The organism is bacterium Scap17 (assembly GCA_013376735.1).
Lineage (GTDB): Bacteria > Pseudomonadota > Gammaproteobacteria > Pseudomonadales > Halomonadaceae > Cobetia.
On sequence record VINJ01000001.1, the window covers coordinates 978,084 to 993,995 of the forward strand.

Below are 15,912 nucleotides of genomic sequence, written 5' to 3' on the forward strand. Positions count from 1 at the left end.
GAATCTTCCCTGATCTTCCCCCGGTTCACGTAGCCAATAATGAGAAGGACCCCAGACATGACAGCTGCAACCCCCAACACCAACACCGTCGATCATGCCGATCGCGTCAAGGTCACCGAAGTCGTGCTGCGCGATGGCCACCAGTCATTGATCGCGACCCGCATGCGCACCGAAGACATGCTGCCGATTGCCGCGCGCCTCGATCAGGCCGGTTTCTACAGCCTCGAAGTGTGGGGCGGCGCGACCTTCGATGCCTGCGTGCGTTTCTTGAAGGAAGACCCCTGGGCGCGCCTGAAGGCGCTCAAGGAAGCCATGCCCAACACCCCGCTGCAGATGCTGCTGCGCGGCCAGAACCTGCTCGGCTATCGTCACTACGCCGATGATGTGGTGGAGGCCTTCGTCGAGCGCGCCGCGGCAGGTGGTATCGATATCTTCCGTGTCTTCGATGCCTTGAATGACCTGCGCAACATGGAAACCGCCATGCGCGCGGTCAAGAAGGCCGGCAAGCACGCCCAGGGCACCATCTGCTACACCGTGAGCCCGGTGCATACGCTGGAAATGTACGTCGAGCAGGCGCGCAAGCTGGTCGAGATGGGGGCCGATTCCATCGCCATCAAGGACATGGCCGGCCTGCTGACGCCGTACGCCACCTATGATCTGGTCAGCGCGCTGGTCGAGGCGGTCGAGGTGCCGGTCCACCTGCACAGCCACGCCACGGCGGGCCTGGCGCCGCAATGCCAGCTCAAGGCCGTCGAGGCGGGCTGTCGCCATATCGACACCTGCATCTCGGCCTTCGCCGGCGGCACCAGCCATCCGGCCACCGAATCCTTCGTGGCCTCGCTGCGCGGCACCCAGTGGGATACCGGCCTTGAGCTGGAGTCGCTGCGTGAGATCGGCGATTACTTCCAGGAAGTGCGCAGCAAGTATGCGGCCTTCGAGAGCGAATTCACCCGCGAGGATGTTTCGGTCCAGATCAGTCAGATCCCCGGCGGCATGATGTCCAACCTGGCCAGCCAGCTGAAGGAGCAGAATGCCCTGGAGCGCATCCGCGAGGTGTTCGATGAGATTCCGCGTGTGCGTGCCGATCTCGGCTATCCCCCGCTGGTCACCCCGACTTCGCAGATCGTCGGCACCCAGGCGGTACTCAACGTGCTGACCGGCGAGCGCTACAAGAGCATCACCAACGAGGTGAAGCGCTATCTGCAGGGCGGTTACGGTCAGGCGCCGGCACAGGTCAATGAAGAGGTCCGCTCGCGTGCCATCGGTAACGCGCCTGTGGAAGTCGGGCGCCCAGCCGATCTGCTCGCGCCGGAGATGACGCGCCTCACCGAGGAGCTGGGCGAGCTGGCCGAGTCCCCCGAGGACGTGCTGACCTTCGCCATGTTCCCGGAGCTGGGACGTGACTTCCTCAACGAACGCCGCGCCGGCACGCTCACACCGGAAATCATCCCCCAAGGCGAGGCGGAACGCCCGGTGACCTCTGGCGTGCCGACCGAGTTCGTCATCGACGTGCACGGCGAGTCCTACGCGGTGCAGATCACCGGCGTCGGCGGTGCCAAGGGCAGCAAGCGTCACGTCTACCTGACCCTGGACGGCATGCCGGAAGAGGTGGTGTTCGAGGCCAAGGACGATTACGTGGCGGGCGGCCAGAATGGCGGACGTGCCAGCGCCTCGGCGCCGGGCCATGTCACCACCGCGATGCCGGGCAACATCGTCGAGGTGCTGGTTGCGGTCGGTGACAGCGTCACCGCGGGCCAGTCAGTGTTGATCAGTGAAGCGATGAAGATGGAGACCGAGATCGCCGCGCGTGTCGACGGTACCGTCAAGGCCATTCATGTCGCGCGTGGCGATCGCGTCACGCCGGGCGAAGTGCTGATCGAGATCTCATGAGGCCAGCGGTGGCGAGGTTGTAAAAACCGGCCGCCGTCACCATCTGCTAGGCATGAAATCACCAGGGGCGGCAGGGTATCTTCGATGTCTCGCCGCCCCTTCCTTGAAAGGGACTGACATGACAGCACATTTCGAACAGGCACCCGGCCTGAGTGAACAGATCGACCCGGCGACCCGTGGCTACGTCTTCAACCAGACCATGCTGCGCATCAAGGACCCCGAGCGCAGCCTTGATTTCTACACCCGCGTGATGGGCATGCGTCTGGTGCGCAAGCTCGACTTCCCGGAAATGCAGTTCAGTCTTTATTTCCTCGCCTATCTGGATGATGACCAGGCCAGTCAGGTGCCTGGTGATGATCTCAAGCGCACCACCTACACCTTCGGGCGTGAGGCGATGCTTGAACTGACCCATAACTGGGGCACCGAGAATGACCCGGACTTCGCCTATCATGACGGCAACGCCCAGCCGCAGGGCTTCGGTCATATCGGAGTGAGTGTGCCAGATGTCTACGCGGCCGCCGAACGCTTCGAGTCACTGGGCGTCGAGTTCGTCAAGCGTCCTGATGATGGCAAGATGAAGGGACTGGCCTTCGTGAAGGACCCCGATGGCTACTGGATCGAGATCCTGCGCGCCGATACCTTCGAGCGTCAGGCCAACGGCGAAGCCTGAGACAGGCGGCCGCTGTAAAGAACCGCCACCACCGGCATGCCCGGGGTGGCGGTTTTTCGTTCATCCGAAACTCCGCGTTGCAGGGGTGTCAGCGGCATTCGCTTGCTGCAATGATGATGTCTGACTGACACTCGCAAGGCGCTCATTATTGATCGCCCTTGAGATGGATGGCCCTTGAGATCGATCGCCCATGATGAAAGAGGAGATAGCCATGTCTGAGAATGCACAGCGGTTGAGCGGCAAGGTGGCGGTAGTCAGTGGGGCTTCACGCGGGATCGGTGCCGGCATCGCGCAGCGCCTGGCCGCGGACGGTGCCCAGGTCATCGTCAACTATCGCAGTGACAGTGACGGTGCCCTGCAGGTCGTGGCGGATATCGAGTCACGGGGTGGCAAGGCGATTGCGGTACAGGCCGATGTCGGCGTCAGCCGTGATGCGACGCGCCTGTTCAAGGAAGCCAGTCGCGTGTATGGCGGCGTGGACATTGTGGTCAACAATGCCGGGATGAGCATCTACAAACCCATCGCCGACTTCACGGATGATGACTTCGCCAACCTGATGCAGGCCAACCTGACGGGGTCCTTCAATCTGATGCGTGAGGCGGCGCAGCACCTGCGCGATGGCGGGCGCGTGATCAACATGTCCACCTCGGTGACACGTCAGATGTTCCCCAGCTATGGTCCCTATGCGGCTTCCAAGGCCGCAGTCGACCAGCTGACGAGAGTGTTGGCCAAGGAGGTGGGGGAGCGGGGCATCACGGTCAATGCCGTGGCGCCGGGCCCCACGGATACTGGCCTGTTTCGTCAAGGCAAGAGTGAAGAGACCATCGAGCGCCTCAAGGGCATGGCGGCGCTGGGGCGAATTGCGGACCCGCAGGATGTCGCGGCGGTGGTGGCCTGGCTTGCCAGCGAAGACGCCGGCTGGGTGAGTGGCCAGGTCATCGGCGCCAATGGCGGCTTTGCGTGAGATCACCGAGGTGGGTTTTGCCTAACGCCACCTCTGTTTACGGCTATGATGTTGTCAGGATGAGGTTTGTTCAGACATCGGCATGAGGGGCTGGTATGAAGGTGACAGCTAGCGAAGTCCACGGCGATATCTCGCCGCAGGGCGTGATGCCGGATTCCGATGGTTCGTGCGTGGGTTATCCCGGGCGCCTTGGGGGGTACTCGCGCGAGTGTGCGCTCAAGCTCTATGCCAACGACGCCCAGCTCAAGGCTTACGCAGGTATCGAGGAGGTCATCAGGGCACTGGCGGAAGGCGAGATCGATACCGCCGTGGTGCCCTGGTCGCGTGGGCATCAGCGTCCAGTGCGTACCACGCATCAGGCCCTGGCCTTCTGGACGGGCATCTGCGTCGAGCGGCGGGTCTTCCGTGCCATCAGTCTCAGTCTACTCGGCCCCCCCGGGGCTTCGCCGTCGGCGGTGAGGCGTATCGTGGCACGGGAGGCTCTGTTCGAAGAGTGCGATGCCTGGCTGCAGCAGAACCTGCCGGAGGTCGAGCGGGTGGAGTGTCTGCACATGGCGGATGCACTGGACATGGCAGAGAGTCGCGGCGATACGCTGGCCATCGCGCCGCCATCACTGGCACGCCGCCCGGGCCTTGTGTGCCTCGCCCAGCGCATCGAGGATGACCCCGGTCGTGTGGCGCAATTCGCGGTGCTGAGGCGTGATCACGCGCGGGTGCGCGGCCAGTGCTTTTCCTGTGACGCCACGGTGGATGAAGGGCAGGGCAACGCCGTGCTGTCCGGGGCCAGCGAGCCCACCGGGTGAGGGTCGCCGCTCGGCCCTGAGTTCCGTTATGCTGAAGGCCATTCGTCATCAGAGGCCTTTTGCATGGTGTCTTCCGACCAGCGCTCATCCGCAACCTTCGTATCCTCTATATCAGAGACGCAGGACGCCGCGACTTCATCCGATGTCGCGGCACCTCGCGTGGTGCAACGCATTCCTGCCACTCCCGCCGAGTGGAAGACTCCCGGCGAACTTGATGCCCGCCTGCCGATGCGGCCGGCCGTGGTGCCGGTCTCGCTGCCGACGGCCGGGCTGATCATCGTCGATGAGATCAACGGCTTCTGTCAGGTCGCAGGCGGTGCGCTGGCGCCTCAGGCACCCAATGCCCAGGTCAGCAGGATGATCACTCTCAGCGATATACTGGCGCGAGTCTTCAGTGAGCGCAATCGCCCCTTGCTGGCCTTCATTGATTCCCATGCGCCGGGCAAGCCGGAGCCGCCTTATCCCGCCCATTGTGAGCAGGGCAGCGGCGAGGATGAGCTGGTGGCGGAACTTGCCTGGCTGAAAGAGGAGCCGCAGGCCACGCTGGTGCGCAAGGACTGCATCAATGGCTATGTCGGCGCGATTGATCCCCATACCCAAGTCAATGCGCTGCAGGAGTGGGTGAGCGACGAAGGGCTGGAAACCCTGGTCGTGGTAGGCATCTGTACCGATATCTGCGTGATGGACCTGGTATTGACGTTGCTGTCGGCGCGCAATCACGACCTGCTGAGCGAGGTGCGTGACATCGTGGTACTGGAGCCCGGCTGTGCCACCTACGACCTGCCGGCTGAAGTGGTTGAGCAGCTGGGGCTTCCCGTTACGGCGACGCATCCCCAGGCAGACAGTCATCACATCGGGCTTTACTGCATGGCGGCGCGCGGTGCGGTCATCGCCAGTCAGCTTGAGCTGATGTCCTGATCTGACGTTATGCAATGACGGCCCGTGACAAGCCCCCTGTGCGAGGTCGGCGCAAGAGTGTCACCAGAGGTTCGCAAGGCAGGTCGCTGGGTGCGCGTAAAAGGTAGTTTGATTACAACATCCGGTCATGAAAAGGAAAACGCCGCCTCTCTTGTGAGCAGGCGGCGTTTTCCTTTTCATAGGGCAACAGCCAGCGCCATTCAGGCGCGGGTGCTGACCCAGTCGTTGGCATCCGGCACGGCCACTTCGACTTCCTCGGAGATCAACTTCGAGTGGAAGAGGAAGTCCGCGCTGGCCGCATTGCTGGCGACCGGCACGTTCCACAATGCCGCCAGGCGCAGCAACGCCTTGACGTCAGGATCATGCGGCATCGGCGCGAAGGGGTCCCACAGGAAGACCAGCAGGTCCAGATTGCCTTCGGCGATGCGCGTGCCGATCTGCTGATCACCGCCCAGCGGGCCGCTCAGCAAGCCCTCGACCTCGAGCCCCAGTTCCTTGCTGATGCGGCGGGCAGTCGTGCCCGTGCCCAGCAGCTGGTGGCGGGATAGTTCATCGCGCCAGCGATTGGCCCACGCCAGCATTTCATTCTTCTTGCCATCGTGCGCCACCAGCGCAATGCGCTTGCGTGCTGGCAGGGTGCGCCGTGCCTGGCGCCTGGGTCGTTGTTCGCTCATTCCCTGACCTCCTGAGGATGGGGCAATGTCGCTGGCCTCCCGCCTCGAGAGGCCCGAGACGGGAGGCCAGCGAGGCCGATCAGTCGATGGTGCTGCCGACAGTGACGATCTTCATGGTGTTGGTGCCGCCATGTGCGTTCATCTGATCGCCACGGGTCAGGATCACCAGGTCACCGCGAGTCGCGATGCCGCGAGCTTCCAGCTCCGCGATGGCGCGGCGGTTGATTTCCGCCGCCGGCAATTCGCTGGAATCGAAGGGCAGTGACACCACGCCACGGTAGAGCGCCATGCGACGCTGGGTCTTCTGGTCCTGTGCCAGGCCGACGATGGGCAGGCCGGAGCGGATGCGTGAGGCGATCAGTGGGGTATAGCCGGATTCCGTCATGCACACGATGGCCACGACACCGGTCAGGTGGTTGGCGGCATACATCGCGGACAGCGCGATGGTCTCGTCGGTCTTGCTGAAGCCTTCGTGGATGCGGTGCTGGGATTCCTGCGCGGCACGCTCACGTTCGGCACCCAGGCAGACCCGGTCCATGGTCTCGATGGTCTCGACCGGGAAGTCGCCGGCAGCGGTCTCGGCCGACAGCATCACGGCGTCGGTGCCGTCGAGCACGGCATTGGCGACGTCGAAGACTTCGGCGCGGGTCGGCAGAGGCGCGCTGATCATGGATTCCATCATCTGGGTGGCCGTGATGACCACGCGGTTGAGGCTGCGCGCGCGGCGAATCATGCGCTTCTGCACACCGATCAGCTGAGCATCGCCAATCTCGACGCCCAGATCGCCACGCGCCACCATCACGCCTTCACTGGCGAGGATGATGCCATCCAGCACGGCGTCGTCGGCGACGGCTTCGGCGCGCTCGACCTTGGCGATCAGACCGATGTCACGACCTTCCTCGCCCAGCAGCTCACGGGCCAGCTGCATGTCGGCGCCGCTGCGCGGGAAGGACACGGCCAGATAGTCGACGCCGATATCGATGGCGGTCTTCAGGTCAGCCTTGTCCTTGTCGGTCAGGGCTTCGGCAGACAGGCCGCCGCCTTGCTTGTTGATGCCCTTGTTGTTGGACAGCTTGCCGCCGACCTTGACGGTGGTGTGGATCTCGTTGCCCTTGAGCTCCTTGACCTCGAGCACCACGCGGCCATCGTCGAGCAGCAGCACGTCGCCCGCGGCCACGTCATTGGCCAGTTCCTGGTAGTCACAGCCGACACGCTCGGCGGTACCTTCATCGCGGCCCAGGCCGACATCGAGGATGAACGGCTGGCCTTCGCTCAGCTTGACGGCGGTATCCTTGAAGCGGGCGATGCGGATCTTCGGACCCTGCAGGTCGCCCAGCACGGCGACGCTGCGGCCCTGGGCGGCGGCGGCCTGGCGTACGGCCTCGGCGCGCATGCGGTGATCTTCGGGGCTACCGTGGGAGAAGTTGAGGCGTACCACATCGACTCCGGCACGAATCATCGCGTCGAGCACACCCGGCTTGTCACTGGCAGGGCCGAGAGTGGCGACAATCTTGGTGCGGCGGATCGGGCCGTTGAACGCGTGCGGCATGAAAGCATACTCCTTGAACACTGGCGTGATGGACTGGCTGAAAACGCAAACCAGGTTGTTGTCATTTTACTACATTGAAGGCTGAAAGGGAGCCTGTCGAGTATCGTCGGCTGTCGTTGTCCATTCTCGTGATCACGATCGGGACTGCAAGGGATGACGTGAAGTCTGCCGAGCGATTGTTGCGAATACGTTGTCGCGGGTACGCGGACATGGGCTGAGGCCTGAGGGTCTGTCGCACTGCGTCATGCCAATGTCCGCTGGCTGGCTTTCACTGACAGCCATTCCAGTGCTACCTATATAGTGGCAATACCCTGCTGAGCGAAATTTCCGCTCATCGGCCCTGCGCAGACCCTGTGCCGGATCCATGTATCGGGCCCGTTGACCGCTGCCATGCGCTGGTGACCTATGCTCAAACCCGGCTCGAAGGCCGGATTGCCCACGATCACACGCCTGGCGGCTGTCGATGTCATTCGGCGCATGCTGCATGCTGACGTGGCGGGTGGCAGGGCATGTCTCGAGGCTGTCGCAGAGGCGCCCTGTCGAGCCGCCCTGACGAGGCGTCAGTCTCAACATTGCTGGTCAGCGCTGAAATGCTGGGGTAGGGTAGGCGCATTTTTCGGCTGGGACAAAACCCAGCGCGACGAGTCATTCGCCGGCGCAATCAGCGCTGGCCAGGAGATGCGAGCAACCATGGGCAAGTCACTGGTGATCGTCGAGTCGCCCGCCAAGGCCAAGACCATCAACAAGTATCTCGGCAACGATTTCGTGGTGAAGTCGAGTGTCGGGCACATCCGCGACCTTCCGACCAGCGGGAGCGGCAAGCAGGCCACCGACCCCAAGGAACGTGCCCGTCAGGCGGCGGAGACTCGCAAGATGTCGCCCGAGGCCAAGGCGGCTCACAAGGCACAGAAGGCCAAGATCCAGTTGATCCGCCGCATGGGGGTCGACCCGGAGAATGGCTGGGAGGCGCATTATGAGATCCTGCCCGGCAAGGAGAAGGTTGTCTCCGAACTGACGCGTCTGGCCGAGAAGGCCGACACCATCTATCTCGCGACGGATCTGGACCGCGAAGGTGAGGCGATTGCCTGGCACCTGCGCGAGACCATCGGTGGCGACGATTCGCGTTACAAGCGCGTGGTGTTCAACGAGATCACCAAGAAGGCGATCACGGCAGCCTTCGATGAGCCGGGTGAGCTGAAGATGGACCGCGTGCATGCCCAGCAGGCGCGCCGCTATCTGGATCGCGTCGTGGGTTTCATGGTCTCGCCGCTGCTGTGGGCCAAGGTCGCCCGTGGTCTGTCCGCCGGTCGTGTGCAGTCGGTCGCCGTGCGTCTGATCGTCGAGCGCGAGCGCGAGATCCGCGCCTTCATCCCCGAAGAGTTCTGGGATGTCCACGCCGAGCTGGCCGCCGCCAGTGGTGAGGCGATCCGTTTCGAGCTGGCACGTCAGGATGGCAAGGCCTTCCGTCCTACCAGCGAGAAGGAGACGATGGATCGTATCGCGGCGCTGCGCACGGCCAGACTCGCGATCACCAATCGTGAAGACAAGCCGACACGCTCCAAGCCGAATGCGCCGTTCATTACCTCGACCCTGCAGCAGGCGGCCAGTGGTCGTCTCGGCTTCTCGGTCAAGAAGACCATGATGATGGCCCAGCGTCTCTACGAAGCGGGTTACATCACCTACATGCGTACCGACTCGACCAACCTGTCGGCGGACGCGGTCGCCACGGCGCGTGACTTCATCAGCGAGGAATACGGCAGCAACTATCTGCCGGAAGCGGCCAACGTCTACTCCAGCAAGGAGGGCGCCCAGGAGGCGCACGAGGCGATTCGTCCTTCCGAGGTGACGCGTCGTGCCACCGACCTCGCCGGCATGGAGCGTGATGCCGAGCGTTTGTATGAGCTGATCTGGCGCCAATTCGTGGCCTGTCAGATGCTGCCGGCCGAATACCTGTCGTCCACGCTGACCATCGAAGTGGATGGCTATGAGCTGCGCGCCAAGGGCCGTGTGCTCAAGTTCGACGGCTACACGCGTGTCATGAAACCGATGGGCAAGAAGGAAGAGGACCAGTCGCTGCCGGATCTTGCCATCGGCGAGACGCTGGACCTGGTCGAGCTGCAGCCGCTGCAGCACTTCACCAAGCCCACGGCGCGTTACACCGAGGCCAGCCTGGTCAAGGAGCTGGAAAAGCGTGGTATCGGTCGTCCGTCCACCTATGCCGCCATCATCTCCACCATCCAGGACCGTGGCTACGTGGCGCTGGAAAACCGTCGCTTCTATGCCGAGAAATTGGGCGACATCGTCACCGATCGCCTCAGTGAGTCCTTCAAGGATTTGATGGACTTCGGCTTCACGGCGCGCATGGAAGACTACCTCGATGAGGTGGCCAACGGCGGGCGCAACTGGCGCGAGCTGCTGGACACCTTCTACGCCGAGTTCAAGGCCGAGCTGGACCACGCCCAGTCCGAAGAGGGCATGCGTCCGAACCAGCCGGTGCCGACGGACATCGCCTGCCCGACCTGCGGGCGTGAGATGCAGATTCGTACCGCCTCGACCGGGGTCTTCCTGGGCTGTTCCGGCTACAACCTTCCGCCCAAGGAGCGCTGCAAGACCACCATCGATCTGCTGCCGGGCGATGAAGCCGTGGCGGCCGATGCCGGTGAAGATGCCGAGACGGATGCGCTGCGCGCCAAGCGTCGCTGCCCGATCTGCGCCACCGCGATGGACAGCTACCTGATCGATGAGCAGCGCAAGCTGCACGTCTGCGGCAATAGCCCGGACTGTGTCGGTCACGAGGTCGAGGAAGGTCAGTTCCGCATCAAGGGCTACGATGGCCCGGTGATCGAGTGCGACAAGTGCGGCTCCGACATGCAGCTCAAGACCGGGCGTTTCGGCAAGTACTTCGGCTGCACCAACGAGAATTGCAAGAACACCCGCAAGCTGCTCAAGTCCGGTGAAGTGGCGCCGCCGAAGATGGACCCGATTCCGATGCCGGAACTTGCCTGCGTCAAGGTCGAGGACCACTACGTGCTGCGCGATGGCGCCAGTGGTCTGTTCCTGGCGGCCAGCCAGTTCCCCAAGAATCGCGAGACGCGTCCGCCGCTGGTCAAGGAGCTCAAGGCGCACGCCGACGAGTTGCCGGAGAAGTATCACTTCATTCTCGAGGCCCCGGATCAGGACCCGGATGGACGTCCGGCACAGATTCGCTTCTCACGCAAGGTCAAGGCTCAGTACGTCATGACCGATGAGGAAGGCAAGGCGACCGGCTGGAAGGCGACCTACGACAACGGCCGCTGGGTCGTCGAGGACAAGCGCAAGGGAGCCAAGAGCTGATGAGCCAGCGTGCCCGTACCAATCAGCTGCTGTATCAGGCCGAGTTGCTGCTGGCCCAATCAGCGGTCTCTGGCGACGATGAGCATGCCGTGGCGCGTCGCATGGCCGGTGAAGAGGGCGCGCTCGCCCTGCTGGAGCTGGCGCTGGCGTCATTGCTGGAAGAGTGTGCCGTGACGGCGCGCTGGCCAGAGGGTAGCTGGCGCGAGCGCCTGGCCACACCACCGACGCCCATTGCCGAGGTCGAGCAGCTGCGCAGCCTGCTGGAACGTCCTGACAGCTGGTTGTCTGAGCTGATCGCGGATGTGACCCGTCTGCATGAAGAGGGTGGCGTCGCTCGCCGCGAGGAATCGCGTTCGCGGGGTGATGGTCTGATCATCGCGGCAGCCTCGAGCGCCTCGCTGGCCGAGCGTCTCAGCGCCGCCATCACGGCATTCAAGGCGCTGCTGCCGCAGCTGCGCGAGTCGAGCGTCGAGTGGTAGGTCAAGGCGTTGATCTGGTGCTGCACGCTGGTGGTGACTGGCGCATGGCAATCGGGTGACGTTTCGCCTTCACGGGTGCTAGACTGATTGCATTGTGGCAAGCCCTGCATTCTCCGGTACGACCATGGCTCTGGCTGTGGTCGTACTTTTTTCTGCGTCGCTGATGGCAACGCGGTGCCGGGCTTGCCAGCCGTCGCGCTGACGATTACAACGACGCCGGTATCTCGCGAGATGCCGTGCAGGAGGAATGACGTGTCCGATCCCGCCGTACTTGAAATTGTGCAAATGGAAGATGGTGAAGTGATTCTGCGCGCCGCGGAAAGCGAAGGTGAGCCGCTGCTCAGCATTCGCATTTCGGACGAGGCCGCTGATCTGCTGCGTGACAATCGTTTCGAGGTCGCGCGTGAGATGATCGACCACGCCATCACCCGGACTCGCCTCTGGGATGGCGAAGAAGACAAGGGCGAGCAGTCGGAAGGCATCGTGCACTGATGCATCGTTCGCGCTTCGCGCACAAAAAACCCGCCTCGAGGCGGGTTTTTTGTGCAATGCGTGCGGCTTTTCCGTTGCTCAGGGCTCTGCGAGAGAAGCTCTGCGAGAAAAGCCCTGATGAAAAAGTGCTGCTGGGCAAGGTTCTGTTGCTCAAGGCGCAGCTGGTCAAGGCCTCAGTGCAGGCCACCATCGCGGATGACGCCTACCCCGAGACCCTCGATCTCCAGGCTGTCCGTGCGCAGGTCGACCTTGATCGGCGAGAAGTCCTCGTTTTCGGCTTCCAGCCACACGTAGTGCCCGTCACGACGGAAGCGCTTGACGGTGACTTCATCTCCCAGGCGTGCCACCACGATCTGCCCGTCACGCACGCTGGTGGTGCGGTGCACGGCCAGCAGGTCGCCTTCCAGAATTCCCACGTCCTTCATCGACACGCCGCGCACACGCAGCAGGTAGTCGGCAGCCGGCGAGAAGTAGTCGCTCGGCAGCGGGCAGTGACGGTCGATATGCTCGCTGGCAAGAATCGGGCTGCCGGCGGCCACTTCCCCGATCACCGGCAGGCCATCGTTGGCGCTGTCGTCGACGTCAGCCAGCGACGGCACGCGAATGCCGCGTGAGGTGCCCGGCACCATTTCGATGGCGCCCTTGCGCTTGAGGGCACGCAGATGCTCCTCGGCGGCATTCGGCGAGCGAAAGCCCAGCGCCTGGGCGATTTCGGCCCGCGTCGGCGGGTAGCCAGAGGACTTGATGGTCTTGATGATGAAGTCGAAGACATCCTGCTGGCGCGGAGTAAGCGGCTGGGTCATGGCATTGCCTTTGGCCTGGGCGGCATCTTGAGCTGACGGCACGGGGTGTGCATCCATACAACTGTCATTGTATCCAGTCATGGCAGTCATGCAAGGCATCCTGGCTTGTGTGGAGGCCTCAAAGGGCAGGTAGTCGTCGAGATATCGCCGTCTGCCGACTTGGCTTGTCGATATCCAAGGCAAGCTGTCGCGAGGTCAATCCGGTGTGGCCCTGCGGGGAGGGGGCTGTCACCGAGCACGACGAGTCCTTGAATCGGCACGGTCTGCATTGAAGGAATATCAGGCTCAGCTAAACCTCTGGCGTTTGAAACGCGAGAGAATTGTCAGTCATGGCATGGCGCGCTAGAATCAAAGTGTTTCAAACGAATGTTCGCCGATGGCAGTGTTCGGATGTGTCGTACTCACTTGTGTCGTACTCACGTGTGTCGTGATCAAACGAGCCGATATCGTACGTGGCCTTCCGGTGAACCTGCACCACCTCATGAGAGAGTCGCCGCGCGGCGCTTGCGTCGTGACCTACGACTCCAGTCCTCTTCTACCTGACAAGGGTTCCGCCCATGGCCCAGACCGATACCGTTACCCGCATCCTCGATACTGCCGAGGTGCTGTTCGCCGAGCGTGGTTTCGCCGAGACCTCACTGCGCAACATCACCAGCAAGGCCAAGGTCAATCTGGCGGCGGTGAACTACCACTTCGGCTCCAAGAAATCGCTGATCCAGGCGGTCTTCGCGCGCTATCTCGATCCGTTCAGTGAGCGTTTCCACGCGGCACTCGACAGTGTCGAGAAGCAATACGCCGGGCGTCAGGTGCCGCTGGAGGTCCTGCTGGAGGTGATGGCGCGTACCGTGCTGGAGGTGCCGGCCGAGCGCAACAGCCTGCGTACCTTCATGCGCCTGCTCGGGCTTGCCTACACCCAGGGTCAGGGCCACATGCGGCGCTATATTCGCGAGCACTACGGCACGGTCTTCAGTCGCTTCGCCGAGCTTTTGAAGCTGGCGACGCCTGATCTGCCGGACAACGAGCGCTTCTGGCGCCTGCACTTCATGCTCGGCAGCGTGATCTTCACCTTCTCGGGCCTGGATGCACTGCGGGATATCGAGGAGGCCGAGTACGGCCATCACACCACGGTGCGTGAGCTGATCCAGCACATGCGTCCGGTGGTGGTCGCGGCGATGGCAGCGCCGTTGCCGGCCTCGCTCGAGGATGGTGAGGCGGCCACCCAGGCGGCCAGCTGATGGCCTGCTGGGTAGCGGTGGATCTCGCGCGCCAGAGCCTTGAGATACGCAATGACGCGCCGAGTGGCAGTCGTGATGCGCCGCCCTCCGTGGCTGCCCCTGACGCGCTGGTGTACGCCTGCGCGATCTCCAGCGGCCTCAACGGTATCGGCGAGCTCGATGGCAGCGGTTGCACGCCAAGCGGCTGGCATGTGATTCGTGCCGCCATCGGGGCAGGCAACCCGCGTGGCGCCGTCTATCGTGGACGGCGCTTCACGGGCGAGGTATTTACCCCCGAGCTTGCCTTGGAGCATCCAGAGCGTGACTGGATCCTGACGCGCATTCTATGGCTCAGTGGCCGCGAGCCGGGCATCAACCGCGGTCGCAATGCTCGCGGTGAGCGGGTCGATAGCCTGCGCCGTTATATCTATTTTCATGGCACGCCCAGCACGGAGCCCATGGGGGTAGCGGCGTCCCATGGCTGCATTCGCTTGCGCGATGATGACCTGCTGCGACTATTTGCCGAGGCTATGCCTGGCACTCCGGTGCTGCTGCATCCCTGAAGGCGCTGGGGCCCGAGTCTGATACCCTCCATGAGCTGTCACCGGAACTTGCGTGACAGCCCCTTGCCGGGGCGCAGCTGGCCGCGACTGTTCGATAGGGGTTCAGTCGGCTAGAATTGCGCCTTTCCTCGCGCTGGCAGCCTGATTCATCGCGTTTCTTCCAGGCTGCCGAGCCCCGTAAAAGACATGAAGTCCTGGCGGCCGTGATCTCTCTCTGCATGGGATATCACTGCCGCAGGCCATGGACAGGAAGGATGACATGACACAGCCACTGGGCTCCGTAATGGTCGATGTTGCGGGGCTGACTCTCGCCCGCGACGAACGTGAACTGCTGGCACGTCCTGCCGTCGGGGGCGTCATCCTGTTTGCGCGCAACTGTGCTTCTCCCGAGCAGGTGCTGGAGCTGAGCCGCGAGATTCGCAGCGTCAATCCCCACCTGCTGATCGCCATCGATCAGGAAGGCGGGCGCGTCCAGCGTCTGCGTGAGGGCGTGACACGCCTACCGTCGATGCGCAGCCTGGCACAGTGCTGTCTCGGGCGTGACTGTGATGGCTGCGGCGAAGACGCCCAGGCCGCAGGCCTGGGGCTGGCACGCGATGCCGGCTGGCTGCTGGGCATGGAAATGGCAGCCATCGGCTGTGATATCACCTTTGCGCCGGTACTGGATATCGATGTGGCGGGCTCGACCATCATTGGCGATCGCAGCTTCGGCGCCACGCCGGAAGACGTCATCGCGGTGGGCGGCGCCTTCATCGACGGGCTGCAGGAGGCGGGCATGTCCGCCGTCGGCAAGCACTACCCGGGGCATGGTGGCATCTCGGCCGATACCCATCTGGAGCGCGTGGTCGATCCGCGTCCGTTCCGCGAGCTGCGCGAGCATGATCTCAAGCCCTTCGCGGCCCTCGCCGAGCGCCTGGGCGGCGTGATGCCGGCGCATGTGATCTATCCGGATTTCGATGCACGTCCCGCGGGCTTTTCGCCCAGCTGGTTGGGCCTGCTGCGCGAAGAGTTCGGCTTCAAGGGCGCCATCTTCTCCGATGATCTCGGCATGGCGGCGGCCGTCGCGGAAGGCAGCCCGGCAGAGCGTGCGCGCCTGGCGCTGGACGCCGGCTGCGACATGGCGCTGGTCTGCAATGACCCTGCCGCCGCGCGCGAAGTGCTCGACAGCCTCGATGACGATGAGCAGCGCCACCGTGGCAAGCGCCAGGCGCGTCTGCGCTATGCGCGGGCTCGCCCGACGCTTGATGGTCTGGTGGGGTTGGCACGCTGGCGGCGCACTCACGCGAGGCTCGAATCGATGGCGGCCAGTCAGGCATCACAGCAGGTCGCCATGCCTTCGGGCACGCCTGGTACCGCCGAGGCGTCTGACGCGTCTGATGCACGGTCGGCCTCTGAGTCCGGTAGCGCGTAATAATCAGGCACGCGGTGCCTTTTCGAGTCGAAGACTGGCAAGGAATTCCCATGGCTGAGCAATCCGCCACCGAGGCTGCTGCCGATAAGCTGGCAGCGCCTGCCGAAGAGATGATCAATCAATGGGTCGAGCCGCTGCGCCAATGGGTC

General features: G+C 63.4%; 14 protein-coding genes. 11 read left to right on the forward strand and 3 right to left on the reverse strand.

The genetic code is table 11. The features are described 5' to 3' along the window. Positions 1-57 precede the first annotated feature (57 nt). The 5 genes from oadA (at position 58) to FLM52_04255 (ending at position 5,245) form a co-directional block, all read left to right on the forward strand. Positions 58-1,890, forward strand: a complete 1,833-nt coding sequence (gene oadA / locus FLM52_04235) for an oxaloacetate decarboxylase subunit alpha (GenBank protein NVN55004.1) — start codon at positions 58-60, stop codon at positions 1,888-1,890. A 118-nt stretch (positions 1,891-2,008) separates the two neighbouring features. Further along, complete coding sequence (gene gloA / locus FLM52_04240; protein ID NVN55005.1) at positions 2,009-2,560, forward strand: lactoylglutathione lyase; 552 nt, start codon at positions 2,009-2,011, stop codon at positions 2,558-2,560. Between the two features lie 211 nt (positions 2,561-2,771). After that, the gene (locus FLM52_04245) at positions 2,772-3,524 is read left to right on the forward strand and encodes an SDR family oxidoreductase (protein NVN55006.1); all 753 of its coding nucleotides are present in this window, start codon (positions 2,772-2,774) and stop codon (positions 3,522-3,524) included. 95 nt (positions 3,525-3,619) lie between these two features. Continuing rightward, positions 3,620-4,327, forward strand: coding sequence for a hypothetical protein (locus FLM52_04250; GenBank protein NVN55007.1), 708 nt, complete (start codon positions 3,620-3,622; stop codon positions 4,325-4,327). Between the two features lie 228 nt (positions 4,328-4,555). Continuing rightward, entirely contained in the window at positions 4,556-5,245 is a 690-nt protein-coding gene (locus tag FLM52_04255) for an isochorismatase family protein (GenBank protein ID NVN55008.1), read from the forward strand. 200 nt (positions 5,246-5,445) lie between these two features. Here FLM52_04255 and FLM52_04260 read toward each other — a convergent pair whose 3' ends face one another. Both FLM52_04260 and pyk read right to left on the reverse strand, forming a co-directional pair. Next, positions 5,446-5,919 carry a methylglyoxal synthase gene (locus tag FLM52_04260; protein ID NVN55009.1) on the reverse strand — a complete coding sequence of 158 codons (474 nt, stop codon included), beginning with the start codon at positions 5,917-5,919 and terminating at the stop codon, positions 5,446-5,448. A 79-nt stretch (positions 5,920-5,998) separates the two neighbouring features. Then, entirely contained in the window at positions 5,999-7,468 is a 1,470-nt protein-coding gene (gene pyk, locus FLM52_04265; GenBank protein ID NVN55010.1) for a pyruvate kinase, read from the reverse strand. Between the two features lie 690 nt (positions 7,469-8,158). On the opposite strand from pyk, the gene topA reads away from it, so the two are divergent. The 3 genes from topA (at position 8,159) to FLM52_04280 (ending at position 11,772) form a co-directional block, all read left to right on the forward strand. Continuing rightward, entirely contained in the window at positions 8,159-10,801 is a 2,643-nt protein-coding gene (gene topA / locus FLM52_04270) for a type I DNA topoisomerase (GenBank protein NVN55011.1), read from the forward strand. Further along, on the forward strand, positions 10,801-11,280 hold the full coding sequence (locus FLM52_04275; GenBank protein NVN55012.1) for a hypothetical protein: 480 nt from the start codon (positions 10,801-10,803) through the stop codon (positions 11,278-11,280). Before topA ends, FLM52_04275 begins: the two co-directional genes overlap by 1 nt. 252 nt (positions 11,281-11,532) lie before the next feature. Beyond that, the gene (locus FLM52_04280) at positions 11,533-11,772 is read left to right on the forward strand and encodes a hypothetical protein (protein NVN55013.1); all 240 of its coding nucleotides are present in this window, start codon (positions 11,533-11,535) and stop codon (positions 11,770-11,772) included. 173 nt (positions 11,773-11,945) lie between these two features. Here the strand turns inward: FLM52_04280 and lexA are convergent, their stop codons facing one another. Next, positions 11,946-12,575 carry a transcriptional repressor LexA gene (gene lexA / locus FLM52_04285; protein ID NVN55014.1) on the reverse strand — a complete coding sequence of 210 codons (630 nt, stop codon included), beginning with the start codon at positions 12,573-12,575 and terminating at the stop codon, positions 11,946-11,948. A gap of 557 nt (positions 12,576-13,132) precedes the next feature. On the opposite strand from lexA, the gene FLM52_04290 reads away from it, so the two are divergent. The 3 genes from FLM52_04290 (at position 13,133) to nagZ (ending at position 15,763) form a co-directional block, all read left to right on the forward strand. After that, a complete protein-coding gene (locus FLM52_04290) occupies positions 13,133-13,810 on the forward strand; it encodes a TetR/AcrR family transcriptional regulator (protein NVN55015.1) in 678 nt (225 codons plus the stop codon). After that, the gene (locus FLM52_04295; GenBank protein NVN55016.1) at positions 13,810-14,352 is read left to right on the forward strand and encodes a L,D-transpeptidase; all 543 of its coding nucleotides are present in this window, start codon (positions 13,810-13,812) and stop codon (positions 14,350-14,352) included. Before FLM52_04290 ends, FLM52_04295 begins: the two co-directional genes overlap by 1 nt. Before the next feature lie 259 nt (positions 14,353-14,611). Further along, the gene (nagZ, locus tag FLM52_04300) at positions 14,612-15,763 is read left to right on the forward strand and encodes a beta-N-acetylhexosaminidase (protein NVN55017.1); all 1,152 of its coding nucleotides are present in this window, start codon (positions 14,612-14,614) and stop codon (positions 15,761-15,763) included. Positions 15,764-15,912: the final 149 nt, after the last annotated feature.

Coding starts and splice junctions, on each gene's coding strand:
- oadA (NVN55004.1), top strand. CDS start 58: ATGACAGCTGCAACCCCCAACACCAACACCGTCGATCATGCCGATCGC.
- gloA (NVN55005.1), top strand. CDS start 2,009: ATGACAGCACATTTCGAACAGGCACCCGGCCTGAGTGAACAGATCGAC.
- FLM52_04245 (NVN55006.1), top strand. CDS start 2,772: ATGTCTGAGAATGCACAGCGGTTGAGCGGCAAGGTGGCGGTAGTCAGT.
- FLM52_04250 (NVN55007.1), top strand. CDS start 3,620: ATGAAGGTGACAGCTAGCGAAGTCCACGGCGATATCTCGCCGCAGGGC.
- FLM52_04255 (NVN55008.1), top strand. CDS start 4,556: ATGCGGCCGGCCGTGGTGCCGGTCTCGCTGCCGACGGCCGGGCTGATC.
- FLM52_04260 (NVN55009.1), bottom strand. CDS start 5,919: ATGAGCGAACAACGACCCAGGCGCCAGGCACGGCGCACCCTGCCAGCA.
- pyk (NVN55010.1), bottom strand. CDS start 7,468: ATGCCGCACGCGTTCAACGGCCCGATCCGCCGCACCAAGATTGTCGCC.
- topA (NVN55011.1), top strand. CDS start 8,159: ATGGGCAAGTCACTGGTGATCGTCGAGTCGCCCGCCAAGGCCAAGACC.
- FLM52_04275 (NVN55012.1), top strand. CDS start 10,801: ATGAGCCAGCGTGCCCGTACCAATCAGCTGCTGTATCAGGCCGAGTTG.
- lexA (NVN55014.1), bottom strand. CDS start 12,575: ATGACCCAGCCGCTTACTCCGCGCCAGCAGGATGTCTTCGACTTCATC.
- FLM52_04290 (NVN55015.1), top strand. CDS start 13,133: ATGGCCCAGACCGATACCGTTACCCGCATCCTCGATACTGCCGAGGTG.
- FLM52_04295 (NVN55016.1), top strand. CDS start 13,810: ATGGCCTGCTGGGTAGCGGTGGATCTCGCGCGCCAGAGCCTTGAGATA.
- nagZ (NVN55017.1), top strand. CDS start 14,612: ATGACACAGCCACTGGGCTCCGTAATGGTCGATGTTGCGGGGCTGACT.